Below are 15,682 nucleotides of genomic sequence, written 5' to 3' on the forward strand. Positions count from 1 at the left end.
CATGAGCGCAGCGAAAACGCCCGCTGCCATACGCCCCGGCGCGAAGGCGTCGGACGAGCATTTCGCCCGTCCGCTGATCGCGCTGCACTGGCTGATCGCCATCGCCATCACCGCGATGCTGTGCATCGGCTTCTATATGGTCGGCCTGCCGCGCGGGCTGGCCTTCAAGTCGTCGCTCATCAACTTCCACAAGTCGCTGGGCCTGACCGTTTTCCTGCTGGTGCTGCTTCGAATCGTAGTGCGACTGGTCTACGGCCGGCCGCCTCTACCGCCGATGCAGACGTGGCAACGCGCCGCCGCGAGCATCACGCAGGCTCTTTTATACGTTGGCATGGTGGCAATGCCGCTCACCGGATACCTCGGTTCGTCGTTCAACAAGTTCGGCACGCGCTTCTGGGGTGTGCTTCTGCCACAATGGGGCTGGGACGACAAGGCGTTGCGCGGCCTGTTCTTCGGCATCCACGGCTATCTGGCGTGGATCATGGCCGCGCTGGTCGTGTTGCATTTTCTTGGTGCGTTGAAGCATCAGTTGATCGACCGCGATGGTCTCTTGAGAAGGATGTGGCCATGACGGCACTGGTTTTGAGCGAGGCGTTATGAAGATCCGCGTGCTGGGTTCATCGGCGGGTGGCGGATTTCCGCAATGGAACTGTAATTGCCGCAATTGCGACGGCGTGCGGCGCGGGACCATTGCTGCCCGGGCACGCACGCAGTCGTCGATTGCGGTCAGCGACAACGGCGAAGACTGGCTGCTCGTGAACGCATCGCCGGATATTCTCGCGCAGATCGCGGCGAATCCTGAACTGCAGCCCGCGCGGCGCGTGCGTGACACCGGAATCGCCGCGGTGATCACCATGGACGCGCAGATCGATCACGTCACCGGACTCTTGATGTTGCGCGAGCGCGGCGCACCGCTGCCGCTCTATACGACCGACGCAGTGTGGCAAGACCTTTCCACCGGCTTTCCCATCACGTCGATTCTTTCGCATTACTGCGGCGTGGAGCAGCGGCGTATCGCGCTCGATGGCACTTCGCTCACGGTGCCCGAACTGCCGCGTATTGTCGTCGATGCGCTGCCGCTGTCGAGCAAGGCGCCGCCTTATTCGCCGCATCGCGAGGCGCCCGAGCGCGGCGACAACATCGGCCTCATGTTCACGAATACGGCCACGGGCAAGCGTGCTTTCTATGCGCCGGGTTTAGGGACACTCGAACCGCATGTGCTCGATGCCATGCGCGAAGCCGACCTGTTGCTCGTCGATGGCACCGTCTGGACCGACGACGAGATGATCCGCCTCGGCCTCACGAAGAAAACCGGCGCCGACATGGGCCACCTCGCGCAAAGCGGCGCCGGCGGCATGATCGAGGTGCTGGATTCGATCGACCGCGAAAAGACGCGCAAGGTGCGCAAAGTGCTCATTCACATCAACAACACCAATCCGATCCTCATCGAGGATGGACCCGAGCGGCGCATACTGTCCGAGCACGGCATAGAAGTCGCGCATGACGGCATGACGTTCGAGCTTTGAATTCCGGAGAAACTGGATGTCCGATTTTCCCGCCACGCCGATGCTCAATCCCACGACCGGCCCGATCTTCACCGCGTTGAAGAAAGCCGGCCCCGCCTGGACGCGCGAACAGTTCGAAGAGCAACTGCGCGCGAAAGGCACGGCGTATCACATCCACCATCCCTTCAACGTGAAAATGAATAGCGGCGGCTGTTCGCCGGAACAGATTCGCGGCTGGGTGGCGAACCGCTTCTACTATCAGATCAACATCCCGCTGAAAGATGCGGCCGTCATGGCGAATTGTCCCGATCGCGAGACGCGCCGCCGCTGGGTGCTGCGCATTCTGGATCACGACGGTTACGAAGATCAGCCTGGCGGCATCGAGGCGTGGGCGCGTCTGGGCGATGCCGTCGGCCTCTCGCGCGACGATCTCTGGTCGCTCAAGTTCGTGACGCCGGGTGTGCGCTTCGCCGTCGATGCCTACGTGAATTTCGCGCGTCGTGCGCCGTGGCAAGAGTCGGTGTGTTCGTCGCTCACGGAGATGTTCGCGCCGCAGATTCACAAGGACCGGCTTGCGACGTGGCCCGAGCACTACAAGTGGATCGAGCCGGACGGGCTTGCGTATTTTCGTTCACGCGTGTCGCTTGCGCAGCGCGATGTCGAACACGGGCTCGAAGTCACGCTCGCGCATTTCAACACGCGCGAGCAGCAACAACGCGCGCTCGACATCCTGCAGTTCAAGCTCGACATCCTCTGGACCATGCTGGATTCGATCGAAAAGGCCTTCCCGCAATGAGCGACGCCAATCCTCCTCAACGAATCACGGAAGCGATCGAAGCGCCGGACGACGCGTTGCGCCCGCAACTCAAGCGCCTGTTTCGTCTGCAATGGGAACCGGCGCAGGACGCGCATGTGCTGCTTTATCCGGAAGGCATGGTGAAGCTCAATCAGAGCGCGGCGCAGATTCTTTTGCGCTGCGACGGCACGCGCGATATCCCGAAGCTCGTCGCCGATCTCGAAGAAGCGTTCGGCGCGAGCAATCTCGGTGACGACGTGCGGGCTTTCATTGCCGGAGCGCGCGCGCGCGGCTGGCTTGCGTAAGTGCTGGAGTGAAGCATGACTGACTTGTCCGAACCGATTGCCGAGCCGGACCCCGAAGCAGCGGTCATTCCGCCGCCGTTGTGGTTGCTTGCGGAACTGACGTATCGATGCCCGTTGCATTGCGTCTTTTGCTACAACCCGGTGAACTACGCGGATCACACGCGCGAACTCAACACCGATCAATGGCTCGACGTGTTGCGTCAGGCGCGTGCGCTGGGTGCGGCGCAACTGGGCTTTTCCGGCGGCGAGCCGCTCTTGCGCGACGACCTCGAAACACTGGTCGGCGAAGCGCGCAAGCTCGGCTTTTATACGAACCTCATCACGTCGGGCATCGGTCTCACCGACAAGCGTCTTACCGCGCTCAAGGACGCGGGGCTCGATCACATTCAACTCTCGTTTCAGGACTCGTCGCAGGAACTCAACGACTTCCTTTCCAGCACGAAGACGTTCGATCTCAAGAAGCGCGTGGCCGGCATGATCAAGGCGCACGACTTTCCGATGGTGCTCAATTGCGTGCTGCATCGCTATAACCTGCCGCATATCGGACGCATTATCGACATGGCGCTCGACATGGGCGCGGAGTATCTCGAACTCGCGAACACGCAGTATTACGGCTGGGCGCACGCGAACCGCGCGCAGCTCATGCCGACGGCCGAGCAACTGCAGGAAGCGGAAGCGGTGGTCGAGCGTTATCGCAAAGAGATTGGCGACCGGTGCAAGATCTACTTCGTCGTGCCCGATTACTACGAGCGTCGTCCGAAGCGCTGCATGAACGGCTGGGGCTCGGTGTTTCTCGGCATTGCGCCCGATGGCGCCGCCTTGCCTTGTCATACCGCGCGCTCGTTGCCTGGCCTTACGTTCCCCAACGTCACGGAGACGCCGCTCAAGGACATCTGGTACGAGAGCGATGCGTTCAATCGATTTCGCGGCTTCGGCTGGATGAAAGAACCCTGCCGCAGTTGCGACGAGAAAGCGATCGATCTCGGCGGCTGCCGCTGTCAGGCGTATCTGCTGACGCAAGATCCCGCGAACGCGGACCCGGTCTGCGACAAGTCCCCGCATCACGAGCGCGTGATCGAAGTGGTGCGGGCCGCCACGATGCGTCAGGAGCCGGAAGAAAAACCGATCATGTTTCGCAACGATGCGAATTCGCGGCGCATTGCCGCCGAATCGCGCGAGAACAATTCGAACAAGAACGGAGAGAGACAACCATGACTGCCGACATCGCCGTGCTGCTGGTGGACGATCATGCCGTAGTGCGCGAAGGCTACAAGCGCTTGCTCGAATTGAGTCCCGACGTGAGCGTCGCGGGCGAGGCGGGCAACGCGGCGGAGGCGTATCAGAAATTCTGCGCCTTGCAGCCGGATGTCGTGGTGATGGACCTCGCGCTGCCCGGCGCGAGTGGAATAGAAGCCATGCGCCGCATGCTCGCGCGCGAGCCACATGCGCATGTCCTGATCTTCAGCGTGCACGAGGAAGCCATCTTCGTGCGCCGCGCGCTCGATGCGGGCGCGCGTGGCTACGTCACGAAAGCGAGCGCACCCGATGTCCTGGTCGAAGCGGTACGCTCCGTCGCGCGGCGCGTGTGTTACCTAAGCCCTGACATATCACAGGCGCTGGCGTTGCGCGCAACCATTCAGGAAGGACCGCCCGGACGTCAGCTTTCGGCACGCGAATTCGAGGTGCTGCGGCTCTTGGTCCAAGGCTATACATTGCCGAGTATCGCGGAAAAACTCGGCTTGAGTCAGAAGACAGTGGCGAACCATCAATCCGTGATCCGGCAGAAATTCGGCGCCGATAACGGCGTGCAACTCGCGCAAATAGCAAACCGGCTAGGCCTTCATTTCGCCGATTTCACCGACGCGCCGTTCGCTCCTTCGTTCAGTTCGCTAGGCAACGGCAGTCCCGCCTGAGCCGGAACGCGCGCGCAAAACAGGAAGCCCGCACCGGGTTGACTGGCGATATGAAATTCGCCGCCGAGCGCTTCCACGCGTTCGCGCATGCCGATGAGACCCAACCCCATGCGCGGCTTCGCGAGATCGACGCCCGGTCCATTGTCGGTCATCGTCACCACGATCTCGCCTGCCGGCGCACGCGCCAGATAAATCTCGACGCGTGAATCGCGCGCGAATTTCGACACGTTGGTCAGGCCTTCCTGCACGAGACGGTAGAGCGTGATGTTGAGCGCATCGTTGAGATTGTCGAAGTCGCCATCGACGGCTAGCGTAAACACCGCATCGGGCAAGCGCTCGCGCCAGCCGTCCACGCAATGTTCGAGTGCGGTCGGCAAGCCGAATTCATCGAGACCGATCGGACGCAGCTTGCGGATCATTCCGCCGATTTCGCGGTACACATGCGTCGCGCTTTGCATGAGCGCAAGCGAAAGACGATGCACTTCAGGCTCGCGTTCGAGCGATAAATCGCGGATACGCCCTGCATCGAGCGAAATGGCGTTGAGGTACTGACCCAGTTCGTCATGCAGTTCGCGCGCGAGATGCCGGCGCTCGATTTCTTGCGCGGCAATGGCCTGACTCGCGAGCCTGCGGTTTTCCGCGAGCAGATGCTCCGCCTCTTCCTCCAGCGCCCGGCGCCGCCGAACTTCACGCTGCGCCTGACGGTAGCGCCGCCACGCGAACCACGCGAAGCCGATTGCGAGCACGACGAGCGTGGCGGGCAATTCATCGAGCTGGAAACGCTCGGCGCTGCGCGTCCATCGGTAGGTGAACTCGTTGAAGTCGAAGGCCGCGAACAGCATGCCGGCCAGCACCGTGATAAGGACGACGCAGGCGAGATCGCTCCATACGGTCGAGCGCATGGAACGCGCGGGCGGGCGTTCGGAGAGCGAGGGAAGAGATTCGTTTGGTATCACGGAATGCATTCTACGCACGGCTTCATCCTCGGGCGCGACACCGTTTGTGCGATTGGGAACGCTTCCCTGCTGAATCGGGAAAAGCTCCCGGTGCGCGCGCGGGTTCTCATGCGACGCTTTCAATGAAAGGAACTTACCTCAAGCCGACATTGCAATAACGAGAGGAGACGACGATGAGAAGCATGCCGCGCGAGCGCAAGTCAGCGCATCGGTTCAAACCCCGAGCCGGATTGCGGCTCGTGTTCGGCGGTGCGTTTGCCAGCATCACTGTCGGCGCATGGGCGCAGGCGGCAAGCGCTCCAGAGGTGCCTCCCGCCGTTGTGGCACCGGTCGTCGAAGCGAGTCCGCCGCCGAATACCGACTTGCCCACGGTAGTCGTGGTGGGCACGACACCGCTCATCGGCGTCGGCACGCCGCTCGAAAAGGTGCCCGCGAACGTGCAGACCATCAAGGGCAGCCAGATCGACGCGCAGCATTCCCAGACCATCACTGATTATTTGCAGAAGAACGTCGGCAGCGTCGATATCAACGACGCGCAAGGCAACCCATCGCAGACGGACATTCTCTATCGCGGCTTCACGGCTTCGCCGCTGCTCGGCACGCCGCAGGGCCTTTCGGTGTTCCTGGATGGCGTACGCATCAACGAGCCGTTCGGCGATGTCGTGAACTGGGACCTGATTCCGCAGGCCGCCATCAGCACGATGCAGATCATTCCCGGCTCGAACCCGACGTTCGGCTTGAACACGCTGGGTGGCGCAATCGCGGTGACGACGAAGAACGGCCGGGACAACCCTGGCGGCGCGGTGGATGTGAGCTTCGGTTCGTTCGGCCGCAAGGTAGCGCAGTTCGAACAAGGCGGGTTGATCGGCGATCATCTCGACTACTACTTCACGGCCAACATCACGAACGATAACGGCTGGGCGGCGCAGAATTCGAGCCGCTTGCGCCAGGCCTTCGGCAAGCTGCGCTACACCGACGCCGATACGACCATCTCCCTTTCGATGGGCGGTGCGGACAACACGCTAAACGGCTCGCAGACGATCCCGCGCTCGTTCCTCAACAACTTCAAGCAAGCCTATACGTTCCCAGATACCAACGAGAATCAGGTCGGCTATATCACGCTGTCGGCGGATCGTTACATCACGCCGAACATCCAGTTGAGCGGCAATCTGTACTACCGTCACTATCGCAACAAGAACGTGAGCAGCAACGTCAACGACGACTTCGGCACCGTGGAGGGCGACGATGACGACGATATCGATCTCACGCAGGCCACCAACGATCAGTCGGTGATCGTCACGGACAGCTACGGCGCAAGCCTGCAACTCACCTTGCTCAACAAGCTCTTCGGCAAGGACAACCAGTTGGTGATCGGTGCGGCGGGCGACTTCGCCAACTCGCATTTTTCGCAATCGTCGCAGGATGCCGAGTTCACGGATAGCCGCGCGACCATCGGCATGGGTCCGTTCGTTCCGCAGACGGACGCCAAGACGCGCAATCAGAACTGGGGCATCTACTTCGAGAACACCTTCTCTTTCACGCAGCAATGGTCCATGACGCTCGCCGGGCGCTATAACTGGTCGAAGGCGGTGATCGGCGACGAGAGCGGCGTGCAGCCATTACTCGATGGCAATCACACGTTCTCGCGCTTCAATCCGGCTATCGGTTTCAACTGGAATCCGACGCGCTCCTTCACCGCCTACGCCACGTATAACGAAGGCATGCGTTCGCCGACGGCTATCGAACTCGCTTGCGCCGACCCGGCCGCACCGTGCTCGCTGCCGAACGATTTCATCGCCGACCCCGACCTCAAGCCGGTGATTTCGCGCACCTTCGAAGTGGGCGCGCGTGGACGCCTTGGCAACGCGACGACATGGAGCGCGGCGGCCTACAGCACGACCCTTTCCGACGATATCCAGTTCGTCAGCAGCCAGGGCGCGGCAAGCACGCTCGGCTACTTTCAGAACGTGGGCAAGACGCGCAGGCAAGGCTTCGAACTCGCGGGCCGCACGCAATGGGGACCGGTCGGCATGGCCGCGAGCTATAGCTACGTGAACGCGACTTATCGTTCGACATGGACCGAGAGCAGCGCCAGCAATTCGAGCGCGGATGACGGCGGCAATATCACCGTTCACTCCGGCGATCGCATTCCGGGCATTCCGGCGAATACGGTCAAGGTGCGACTCGACTACAACGCGCTGCCGCAATGGAATATCGGCAGCAACCTCACGTATCGCAGCAGCATCTTCGCGCGCGGCGACGAGAACAATCAGGACACGAATGGCAGCATTGCCGGCTACTTTCTGATCGATCTCGATACGACCTACAACGTGACCAAGCAGTTGCAGGTCTATGCGACCGTAAAGAATCTGTTGAACAAGCGCTACGCGAACTTCGCCATTCTTGGCGAGAACTTCTTCAACGGACCGAATCACACGTTCAACGGCGCGGATACCACCAACGAGCAATTTCTGGGTGTTGGCGCGCCGCGTGGCGTGTGGGTGGGGATGCGCTATGCGTGGAAGTGAGTATGCCGCTCAAGCATGCTTGAGTTGACTCATTGCTTCCGCAATCGCGCGGTGACAGCGGAACTTGTCCTCTTCGCTACGAGGATAGCTTTGTGCTGACGCCCGCCATTTACGATCGAGCATATCGACCATTCGATACTCGAGTTCGAGTGCGCTTACACCATAGCGCGTGTCGATCTGCGAAAGGGCGACGCCGCCCGCGCGATACGCGTCGATCAATGTATCGAGTTCGGCTTCCGGCTTGAGTGGCCAATCGTGCAACGTACACAGGCGTTGCACGTCATGTCCGGTGAGACGCGGAAAGAACGTGGGAAAGATACGCATGAAAAGGCGCTTCTTGGCTTCGTAGAGCTTTACGACATCGAGATTCAACGACGTCATCTCTCGATGAATCCGGTATGCCGTCAAAGGCTCTGCAAGGTTGGCGAAGCGCGCGCCATGCAGCATGCAGTCGAACCAGAAGCCGAGATCATCCACAATGTGCAGATTCGGATCGTAGCGAATCTCGAAGCGCTGGATGAACGCGCGCCGGAACATCACGCTCGGATTGGCGAGGTAAGCCGCGCCGATCATGAAACGCGCCTTTATCTCGCCGTCTTCGAGCGGAAAATTGCTGACGGTGGAATCTTCACCGAAGTGGCGGATTTGCGTGCCGAGCACGGTGACATGCGGATGCGCATCGAGATATTCCGCTTGCTTACGAAGTCTGCCCGGCTCGGCAATGTCATCGTGATCGATGCGCGCAATGTATTCGCCACGGCATAGATTAAAGCCACGGTTTGCGTTGCTCGCGCGCCCCTGATTATGCTCGAGGGAAAAGATGCGAATGCGCGCGTCGTTCAGGCTGCGCACGCGTGCAAGCGTGTCGTCATGGCTCGCGTCATCGAGAATCAGGACTTCGAAATCGGCGTCCTGATTCAGCAACGATTGCAGCGTTTCGACGATGAAGCGCTCTGCGTTGTAAGTCGGGATGACGACGGATATCTTTGGCATGTTGAGCGCAGCGGCTTTTCCGCGGTCGGGTTCGGCTCGACATTATCCGCGCCTTCTTGCTTCGAATTGTCAAAGATGGTTTTATCAGCCATCCGAATTATTTTTCAACGCGGCTTGAAGGGATAAACCTTAGCTGGCCTGCGCTGCTGCAATTCCGCCAGATAGTTTTCGACAAAGCGGCCAAGCGCGTTGGCCTTGAGTTGTTCGAGCATGCGCATGGCGTCGCTTGGCGATTCGGGACCCATGACGAGTGCGCCGACGCCAAGCTCACCCAGATGCACGACGAGCGCGCATGAAGAAAGCGAACCAGCGGAGAAGAGGCGGATTGCTTCGGCGGCATCGTCGTCTATTTCGATGTTAGCAGCGCGCGGGTCGCAACGAAACTCGCCATGCTTGCCGACGTATGCGGGTAGCCAATGACAATTGGCAGTGCCGCCTTGAGCTGCGATCAACAGACGCTTACGTGAGGGCGAATCCAGGAGCTCCTGGAAAGCCTCGGCCAATGTGAACATGGTGCACCTCGCCGTCGAGCCTGTCCCGATACTACCAGCGCTCTCTTGAGCGGCGCGGATTCCTTTACGAAACGATGCAAGGCACAAACCGAAATGGCCGCGCATGGCGGCCATCGCGTTTCATGCATCAAGCTCAACGCCCTTCGATCGATCCCGCGCTCGGCGGATACGTCACGATGCCCCATGCGAGCGGTAGATCACCGATCTGCTTGACCGTCTGATAGTTCGATGCATCGAGCACATACACGGCGTTGGACCGTCCACATGCAAAGAGAATCTTCGAGCCATCGGGCGTGAAGCTGAAGTGCCAGCAACGTTGACCAATCGGTACATCGCTTAAGTGCTCGAAGCTTTTGCCATCGAAGACTTGCAAGGTCTTGTCGCGCGAAGCGGCAACGAGAAGACGCTTGCCCGAAGGATCGAACGATACGCCATACGGGCCCGTCTTCGTGTCGACGGTCTTGACGATCTTGAGATCGGCCGCATCGAGCACGGTGAACTTGTTCGTGTTCTCGAGCGTCACGACATACTGCTTGCCATCCGGCGATACCTTGATGCCGCGTGGGCGCGAACCTTTCGGCAACGTGACCGTGCGCACGAACTTGCCGCTGCCCACGCGATACACCGACACCGTGTCGTCACCTTCATTGGTCACGAGAATGGACTTGCCATCGGCCGAGAATTCCACGCCTTCCGTTTCGTGTCCGCTCTTGACCGAGCGCAGAACCTTAAGCGTCTTGAGATCGACGATGGCGATCTCGGCGGGCGGCGCATTGGGATCGTCATCGTCCTTTTCGAGTTGACCAGGCTTCGGGGGACCGCCGGATTCGCCCGGCTCGTAGGTCACGTAAGCGAAGCCGCCACGCACGCGCACGAACTCCGGATTCTTGCCGATCTTCACGCGCCGCACGACCTTACCCGTCGATGTATCGATCTCCGAAAGGTCCGCTGTCTCCTTGTTCGCGACGTAAAGGCGTGTTCCTTCCTTGTTGAGACTCAGGCCGCGCGGACCGTCTTTGCCCACATCGAAAGTTTGCTTGAGCGAGAGATCGCCCAGATCGATGACGCCGACACCGGCGGACTCGGTCGTCACGTAGGCGGTGGGCGTGGCCGCGTGCGTGGAGCTTGCGGCAAGCGCGAGCGTCGGCGCGAGTACCGACGCGCAGGCAAAGCGCGCCGCCCTGTATCTGGCTTGCATGGTCGTCTCCGGCTTTGATTCGTGTTCGAATCGAATTTGTTTTGACAGGCACCGCGACCGCGTCGAACGGGCGTGCCCGAATGGAACTTAGCCCAACATGCGCCGCTCTGGCAACGCCGGAAGGCGGGAGAAACTCCCGAATTCGTTTCCGTGGGTTCAATCGCCGCGTCAGGGCTTCATCGAAGGATCGTCGGCGAGCAGGACGACGAGCGCCTTGGCGCCACGCTGCCACGAGAGATCCGTGTTGCCGCGTATATCGACGGAACGCTGAAAGAGCGTGGCGCCGCTCTTGGCATCTTCCACACGAAGGTTCATGTTGAGGATTAGATTACTGATCTTCTGCACCCAGCAAATGCCCACGCGCTCCACGCCAAGTTGGCGCGCTACGCGCAGTTCGCAGCCGTTGCAGGCGCTCATGTCTTGCGCCCCTTGAAGCGACGCGATGAGATCCTTGGCGGGCGCGTTATCGGCAATGCGGAACAGGCCACGCTCACGCATGTCGTCGCGCAGCGCGGTGCCGATCATCGCGAGGCGCTGGCTCTGGATGCGGTTGATGTCGGCATCGTTATACGCGGCGTTATCGTCGATAAGCGTGCAGTCGATGAGTGCAAGCGACGGCTTCTCGTTCTGCGCACCGGCGTTGCCTGTAGCAAAGCCTAAGCTTGCGATAACCACGAGAAACAGCGCACGCACTACGCGACGGATGACGGTCATGGTTGAAGTCTCGTCGGGCGAAAGGCCCGTGGCTCAACATAACGTCCAACGCGCTGCGGAGCAAGCGTATCGTTCGTTTCAACGCGCTTAAACATGGATTCATCGCGCCAACAGGAGTAACGTTGAATAGCCCGCGCGAAGATGGAAAGGAGGCGATCATGCCCGACGACCCCACGCCGAAGTGTCACGTTTTCGAATACGAAGGCTTCGAGATTCATGCACTGCCGCAAATCAAGGCAGCGCCTGAATCCGCGTCTAACAGCTACCTTTATATTGCCTATGTATGCAGACCCGGCGCGCATGCGGATACGCCTGGCGACGCCGTGCATTTTCATTCCGATGGCGACGACGCGTTCAAGACTCCCGACGACGCAGCCGACGACGCGCGGCATGTCGGCCGAAGTATCGTCGATGGTACGCATCCGGATTTGAACGTGCTGCCGCTCGTGTCGCATCATCATCACACTGGATGACATGACCGATTCGAATCAAGACGACCCGCGCATTGAAAGTCTCAGCGCCGTTACGCTCGCCACGCACGATATGCCCCGTGCCGTCGCCTTTTACGAAGCGCTCGGTTTTCGTATCGTGCATGGCGGCGCGAACGAGGCATTCACTTCTTTTGCGCTAGGTGCGTCCTTTCTCAACATCACAACCGAAACACATGGTCCCGTTCAATGGTGGGGCCGCTTCATCATTCATGTCTCCGACGTGGATGCTTTTTATCGCCGTGCGCTTGCCTGCGGAACGAAACCGCACTTCGCGCCGCGCGATGCGCCCTGGAACGAGCGCTACTTCCATCTCACTGATCCCGACGGCCACGAACTGAGTTTCGCACGGCCGCTCTAAAAAAATGCCGCGCCGCGGCACGGAACTGGCTCTTACACAAATGACGGATAGCGCACGCATCGGATCATTGATATGACCGTTCGCGTACATACCCGTCCATCGCGTTGAATGACCATTCAATCGACTCGAAGCCGTACTCCGCCAGTTCAAAGTGAGCGTGTTGCTATTTCGCAAACTTGGAGCAGGCGCCTGGTTTTCAGGCGTAGAGTTAAAGTGCTTTGTCAGGTACGTGATGCATTGCGGCATAGTTATTTCAGTGGCGGGGCGTAAAGCCTTGAGCGCATCTGGCCGTTAGCCCGAACATGAATGCCGCGTGTTGGAGACTCGGAATGAAATGCACGAAAGAGCAATCCCTTCGCTATCAGGTCGAAAAATGGCTGGCGCCCGGAAGCACGCCGGTCCATGTCAGGCAATTCAGCCGCACGCGCGCAGACCGGCGCCGCTTCGTTTGTGTGGAAACGCTGCAGGGCGCTGCATCGCGTGCGCTGTTTTTCTTCCGTCACGACGACGGCCACTGGTGTGTGTATCCGCCCGCGCCGCGTCACCGTAACATGCGTGGCGAAAGACTGGCCGCGTAGCACGGCATCGATTTAAAGCTTCAGGTTGTTGAGAAACTGGAACCACACGGAACCAAGCGGATTGATCGTGGGACCCGCCGGTTTCTTTTCAACGACGGGTTCTTCGGCTGGCTCGGCGTCAGCCGTCTGTCGCGAATCATGCAGCGCTATCGCGCTATCCGCGATTTGCCGCGCTTGCACTTCCTCGCATTGCTTTCCAAGCAGCACGCCAAAGACGACATCGCGGTTATGCCCTTGCGATGCGAACCGCACGGCGAGCGATACATATTCCGCATAGCGCGCCTCGCGTACTTCACGCTCCTTCGCTTCGCGCTCTGTTTGCGCCTTATGTAGACGCGCGACTTCCTCCGCGAAAATGCGATCGTAGACTTCGCGTTGCGCGGGATCGGAAAGTATGGCGTAGGCTTCCTTGATCTCTTGAAACGTCGCGCGCGCGGCGTCTTCGTTGCCCGCGTTGCGATCCGGATGCGAGCGCATCGCGGCCTTGCGATAAGCGCGCTTGATCTCTTCCTCGGTGGCGTGCTCGCCTACTCCAAGCGTTTCGTATAACGTTGCCATCTGCATTGAATGATTGACGGATCGAAGGGCATCGTAACACGCTAAAAACAGCGGTTTTATGCAGGTGCGCGATGCCATCGGCACGTCATGAAGACTCGCGACAATCACCGTTTCTCCTCGCACTGCACAGGAAGATGGCGCTCTCCCTCAACGACATCCGGCATCTCTTCGACACCTACGGGGCGCTTGCCTATAGCGGCGAGCCCGTCACGCAACTCGAACACGCGCTGCAGACAGCGTATCTCGCGGAGCAGGCGGGCGCGCAACGCGAGTTGATCGTCGCGGCATTGCTGCACGACCTCGGGCATCTGTTGAATTTGCAGGGCGATACGCCGACTACACGCGGTATCGACGATCTCCACCAGTATTACGCGCTGCCGTTCTTACGCCCGCTGTTCGCGGATGCCGTGCTCGAACCGATCCGCCTTCACGTGGATGCCAAGCGCTGCCTCTGCGCGGTCGATGCCTCATATCACGCGCTTCTTTCGCCCGATTCGGTGCGCAGTTTGCAGCTGCAAGGCGGCGTATTCGATGCCGACGAAGCGCGCGATTTTCTGGCGCGCCCGTTCGCCGAAGATGCCTTGGCGTTGCGCCGCTGGGATGACGAAGCGAAGGACGCCGCACGTGGCACGCCGCCGCTTGCTCACTATCTGGAATACGCCGAAGACATCGCACTGCGGAATTGAGAGGCGACCCGCGCGCCTCCGCGGGCTTCGCGTAGACTGGCGGGCATGCACTCGTCATCCACTCGAAATGCCTTGCAGCGCCCATGCAGCGTGCGAGCACACACTGCATCGTGAACGACGGCAACTTTCGCATCACCGCTGCCGTCGTGGCCTCGGCGCTCTTCATGCAGAACATGGACGGCACCATCGTCGCGACCGCCATTCCCACGATGGCGCGCGACCTGCATATCGATCCCGTCCATCTGAGCAGCGCCATTACCGCTTATCTAGTTGCGCTCACGGTCTTCATTCCGGCGAGCGGCTGGGTGGCCGACCGCTTCGGCGCGCGGCGCGTTTTCATGTGGGCAATCGCCACGTTCACGCTCGCGTCGATCGCTTGCGCGGCGGCGGCGAATCTTCCGCAACTCATCGGCGCGCGCATCGTGCAAGGTCTGGGTGGCGCGATGATGGTGCCCGTCGGCCGCCTGATCCTCTTTCGCGGCGTGAAGCGCGAAGAGCTGCTGCAAGCGACCACGTGGCTCACCATGCCCGCGCTTGTCGGCCCCTTGCTTGGGCCGCCGCTCGGCGGCTTTCTCACCGATGCGCTCTCCTGGCGCAGCATCTTCTGGGTCAACGTGCCAGTCGGCGCGATCGGTCTCGTCCTCACGTGGAAGCTTTTGCCGCCCTCGCCGCCTGAAAGCCGCACACCGCCGGATTTGCGCGGCATGCTGCTTTCAGGGACATCGCTGAGTCTGTTCATGATCGGAATCGAAAGCGCGGGACGCGGCGTGATGCCCGAAGGGCTGCCCTGGGCATGCGTCGCGGTCGGCCTCCTACTGTTCTGGGCAACCGTCGTTCACTGCCGGCGCGTGGAGAATCCTGCCATCGACTTCTCGCTGCTTGCCATTCCGACATTTCACGCGGCCACGGTCGCGGGCAGCCTCTTCCGCGCGGGCGCCGGTGCGCTGCCTTTTCTCGTGCCGCTCACCTTACAGACCGGCTTCGGTTACAGCGCGTCCGCTAGCGGACTGGTGACTTTTGCAAGCGCGCTCGGCTCTTTTTGCATGCGTCCGATGACCGCGCTCGCACTCCGGCGATTCTCCGTGCGCGCGGTTCTGTGCGCAGGCAGCGTGATCTTTGCGCTGGTTCTGGTCGTGTGCTCGACGATGTCGCAGGCTTGGCCCGCAGCAGCCATTTTCGTGCTGCTCCTCGTCGGCGGACTAGGCCGCTCGCTCAGTTTCGCGACGATGGGCGCGCTCGCTTTCGCCGATGTTCCGAAGCCGCGCCTCGCCGCCGCGACTTCGTTTCAGGGCACCGCGCAGCAGTTGATGAAGGCGCTTGGTGTAACCGTCGCGGCCGGGACGATTCAAGCCACGATGCTGATTTCCGGCAGCGTTCAGACCGAACGCTGGCAACTAGCGAGCGCCTTTTTGGCGACAGCGGCAGTCGTCCTAATGTCTCTTCCAATGTTCGCACGTCTCTCCGATGAAGCCGGCGCTGGCATCTCAGCGCCCACGGCGAAGCGCGCAGAGCGCACCTGATTTACCGGGTAAGCAATACCGAATTGCAAAAATATTCATCATATTTAAGACAAGCCCATGATCCGCAAGAC

Annotated in this window: 18 protein-coding genes; 12 read left to right on the plus strand and 6 right to left on the minus strand. The window is 60.6% G+C overall.

All coding sequences use genetic code 11. From position 1 onward, the window contains the following. Position 1 precedes the first annotated feature (1 nt). The 6 genes from NCR40_RS19950 to NCR40_RS19975 are packed head-to-tail and all read left to right on the plus strand — an operon-like array spanning position 2 to position 4,519. Positions 2-571, plus strand: coding sequence for a cytochrome b (locus NCR40_RS19950; RefSeq protein WP_250510422.1), 570 nt, complete (start codon positions 2-4; stop codon positions 569-571). A gap of 25 nt (positions 572-596) precedes the next feature. Next, a complete protein-coding gene (gene pqqB, locus NCR40_RS19955; protein ID WP_250510423.1) occupies positions 597-1,526 on the plus strand; it encodes a pyrroloquinoline quinone biosynthesis protein PqqB in 930 nt (309 codons plus the stop codon). 40 nt (positions 1,527-1,566) lie between these two features. Further along, a complete protein-coding gene (gene pqqC, locus NCR40_RS19960) occupies positions 1,567-2,301 on the plus strand; it encodes a pyrroloquinoline-quinone synthase PqqC (RefSeq protein ID WP_250510488.1) in 735 nt (244 codons plus the stop codon). Next, a complete protein-coding gene (gene pqqD / locus NCR40_RS19965; protein ID WP_250510424.1) occupies positions 2,298-2,606 on the plus strand; it encodes a pyrroloquinoline quinone biosynthesis peptide chaperone PqqD in 309 nt (102 codons plus the stop codon). The genes pqqC and pqqD overlap by 4 nt, the downstream gene beginning before the upstream one ends. Before the next feature lie 15 nt (positions 2,607-2,621). Continuing rightward, a complete protein-coding gene (gene pqqE, locus NCR40_RS19970; RefSeq protein WP_250510425.1) occupies positions 2,622-3,821 on the plus strand; it encodes a pyrroloquinoline quinone biosynthesis protein PqqE in 1,200 nt (399 codons plus the stop codon). After that, positions 3,818-4,519, plus strand: coding sequence for a response regulator (locus NCR40_RS19975; RefSeq protein WP_250467555.1), 702 nt, complete (start codon positions 3,818-3,820; stop codon positions 4,517-4,519). The genes pqqE and NCR40_RS19975 overlap by 4 nt, the downstream gene beginning before the upstream one ends. Here NCR40_RS19975 and NCR40_RS19980 read toward each other — a convergent pair. Further along, positions 4,447-5,484 (minus strand): sensor histidine kinase, encoded by a 1,038-nt coding sequence (locus NCR40_RS19980; RefSeq protein ID WP_502801005.1) that lies wholly within the window; start codon positions 5,482-5,484, stop codon positions 4,447-4,449. The two genes, NCR40_RS19975 and NCR40_RS19980, sit on opposite strands and share 73 nt — an antisense overlap. Before the next feature lie 164 nt (positions 5,485-5,648). On the opposite strand from NCR40_RS19980, the gene NCR40_RS19985 reads away from it, so the two are divergent. Beyond that, entirely contained in the window at positions 5,649-8,003 is a 2,355-nt protein-coding gene (locus NCR40_RS19985) for a TonB-dependent receptor (RefSeq protein WP_250510427.1), read from the plus strand. A gap of 9 nt (positions 8,004-8,012) precedes the next feature. Here NCR40_RS19985 and NCR40_RS19990 read toward each other — a convergent pair whose 3' ends face one another. From NCR40_RS19990 to NCR40_RS20005, 4 genes are all read right to left on the minus strand, one after another. Further along, a complete protein-coding gene (locus tag NCR40_RS19990; protein WP_250510428.1) occupies positions 8,013-8,996 on the minus strand; it encodes a glycosyltransferase family 2 protein in 984 nt (327 codons plus the stop codon). A 104-nt stretch (positions 8,997-9,100) separates the two neighbouring features. Then, positions 9,101-9,508: a hypothetical protein gene (locus NCR40_RS19995; RefSeq protein WP_244828839.1), complete on the minus strand. Its 408-nt coding sequence runs from the start codon at positions 9,506-9,508 to the stop codon at positions 9,101-9,103. Between the two features lie 133 nt (positions 9,509-9,641). Further along, entirely contained in the window at positions 9,642-10,706 is a 1,065-nt protein-coding gene (locus tag NCR40_RS20000) for a beta-propeller fold lactonase family protein (RefSeq protein WP_250510429.1), read from the minus strand. A 168-nt stretch (positions 10,707-10,874) separates the two neighbouring features. After that, complete coding sequence (locus NCR40_RS20005; RefSeq protein WP_244828841.1) at positions 10,875-11,420, minus strand: DUF3280 domain-containing protein; 546 nt, start codon at positions 11,418-11,420, stop codon at positions 10,875-10,877. Positions 11,421-11,578: 158 nt separating this feature from the next. Here NCR40_RS20005 and NCR40_RS20010 point away from each other — a divergent pair, with 158 nt between their 5' ends. The 3 genes from NCR40_RS20010 to NCR40_RS20020 all read left to right on the plus strand — a co-directional run bounded on the left by NCR40_RS20010 (position 11,579) and on the right by NCR40_RS20020 (position 12,847). Further along, a complete protein-coding gene (locus NCR40_RS20010; RefSeq protein ID WP_250467559.1) occupies positions 11,579-11,893 on the plus strand; it encodes a hypothetical protein in 315 nt (104 codons plus the stop codon). Between the two features lies 1 nt (position 11,894). After that, positions 11,895-12,269: a VOC family protein gene (locus tag NCR40_RS20015; RefSeq protein WP_250510430.1), complete on the plus strand. Its 375-nt coding sequence runs from the start codon at positions 11,895-11,897 to the stop codon at positions 12,267-12,269. A 329-nt stretch (positions 12,270-12,598) separates the two neighbouring features. Continuing rightward, positions 12,599-12,847 (plus strand): hypothetical protein, encoded by a 249-nt coding sequence (locus tag NCR40_RS20020; protein ID WP_250467561.1) that lies wholly within the window; start codon positions 12,599-12,601, stop codon positions 12,845-12,847. Between the two features lie 12 nt (positions 12,848-12,859). Here the strand turns inward: NCR40_RS20020 and NCR40_RS20025 are convergent, their stop codons facing one another. Then, complete coding sequence (locus tag NCR40_RS20025) at positions 12,860-13,405, minus strand: DnaJ domain-containing protein (protein ID WP_250510431.1); 546 nt, start codon at positions 13,403-13,405, stop codon at positions 12,860-12,862. A 134-nt stretch (positions 13,406-13,539) separates the two neighbouring features. Between NCR40_RS20025 and NCR40_RS20030 the strand changes: the two genes are divergently transcribed. Together NCR40_RS20030 and NCR40_RS20035 are read left to right on the plus strand one after the other, a co-directional pair. Continuing rightward, complete coding sequence (locus NCR40_RS20030) at positions 13,540-14,091, plus strand: phosphonate degradation HD-domain oxygenase (protein ID WP_250467563.1); 552 nt, start codon at positions 13,540-13,542, stop codon at positions 14,089-14,091. A gap of 83 nt (positions 14,092-14,174) precedes the next feature. Then, entirely contained in the window at positions 14,175-15,611 is a 1,437-nt protein-coding gene (locus NCR40_RS20035; RefSeq protein WP_284503394.1) for a DHA2 family efflux MFS transporter permease subunit, read from the plus strand. The last annotated feature ends 71 nt before the right edge of the window (positions 15,612-15,682 follow it).

Source organism: Caballeronia sp. GACF4, assembly GCF_023631025.1.
Lineage (GTDB): Bacteria > Pseudomonadota > Gammaproteobacteria > Burkholderiales > Burkholderiaceae > Caballeronia.

What these genes read in the sequence shown, in the direction of transcription:
- NCR40_RS20015 (WP_250510430.1), top strand. Translation starts at nt 11,895, where the DNA reads ATGACCGATTCGAATCAAGACGACCCGCGCATTGAAAGTCTCAGCGCC.
- NCR40_RS20020 (WP_250467561.1), top strand. Translation starts at nt 12,599, where the DNA reads ATGAAATGCACGAAAGAGCAATCCCTTCGCTATCAGGTCGAAAAATGG.
- NCR40_RS20025 (WP_250510431.1), bottom strand. Translation starts at nt 13,405, where the DNA reads ATGGCAACGTTATACGAAACGCTTGGAGTAGGCGAGCACGCCACCGAG.
- pqqC (WP_250510488.1), top strand. Translation starts at nt 1,567, where the DNA reads ATGCTCAATCCCACGACCGGCCCGATCTTCACCGCGTTGAAGAAAGCC.
- NCR40_RS20010 (WP_250467559.1), top strand. Translation starts at nt 11,579, where the DNA reads ATGCCCGACGACCCCACGCCGAAGTGTCACGTTTTCGAATACGAAGGC.
- NCR40_RS19985 (WP_250510427.1), top strand. Translation starts at nt 5,649, where the DNA reads ATGAGAAGCATGCCGCGCGAGCGCAAGTCAGCGCATCGGTTCAAACCC.
- pqqD (WP_250510424.1), top strand. Translation starts at nt 2,298, where the DNA reads ATGAGCGACGCCAATCCTCCTCAACGAATCACGGAAGCGATCGAAGCG.
- NCR40_RS20030 (WP_250467563.1), top strand. Translation starts at nt 13,540, where the DNA reads ATGGCGCTCTCCCTCAACGACATCCGGCATCTCTTCGACACCTACGGG.
- NCR40_RS20035 (WP_284503394.1), top strand. Translation starts at nt 14,175, where the DNA reads ATGCAGCGTGCGAGCACACACTGCATCGTGAACGACGGCAACTTTCGC.
- NCR40_RS19980 (WP_502801005.1), bottom strand. Translation starts at nt 5,484, where the DNA reads ATGCATTCCGTGATACCAAACGAATCTCTTCCCTCGCTCTCCGAACGC.
- NCR40_RS19950 (WP_250510422.1), top strand. Translation starts at nt 2, where the DNA reads ATGAGCGCAGCGAAAACGCCCGCTGCCATACGCCCCGGCGCGAAGGCG.
- pqqE (WP_250510425.1), top strand. Translation starts at nt 2,622, where the DNA reads ATGACTGACTTGTCCGAACCGATTGCCGAGCCGGACCCCGAAGCAGCG.
- NCR40_RS19975 (WP_250467555.1), top strand. Translation starts at nt 3,818, where the DNA reads ATGACTGCCGACATCGCCGTGCTGCTGGTGGACGATCATGCCGTAGTG.
- pqqB (WP_250510423.1), top strand. Translation starts at nt 597, where the DNA reads ATGAAGATCCGCGTGCTGGGTTCATCGGCGGGTGGCGGATTTCCGCAA.
- NCR40_RS20005 (WP_244828841.1), bottom strand. Translation starts at nt 11,420, where the DNA reads ATGACCGTCATCCGTCGCGTAGTGCGTGCGCTGTTTCTCGTGGTTATC.
- NCR40_RS19995 (WP_244828839.1), bottom strand. Translation starts at nt 9,508, where the DNA reads ATGTTCACATTGGCCGAGGCTTTCCAGGAGCTCCTGGATTCGCCCTCA.
- NCR40_RS19990 (WP_250510428.1), bottom strand. Translation starts at nt 8,996, where the DNA reads ATGCCAAAGATATCCGTCGTCATCCCGACTTACAACGCAGAGCGCTTC.
- NCR40_RS20000 (WP_250510429.1), bottom strand. Translation starts at nt 10,706, where the DNA reads ATGCAAGCCAGATACAGGGCGGCGCGCTTTGCCTGCGCGTCGGTACTC.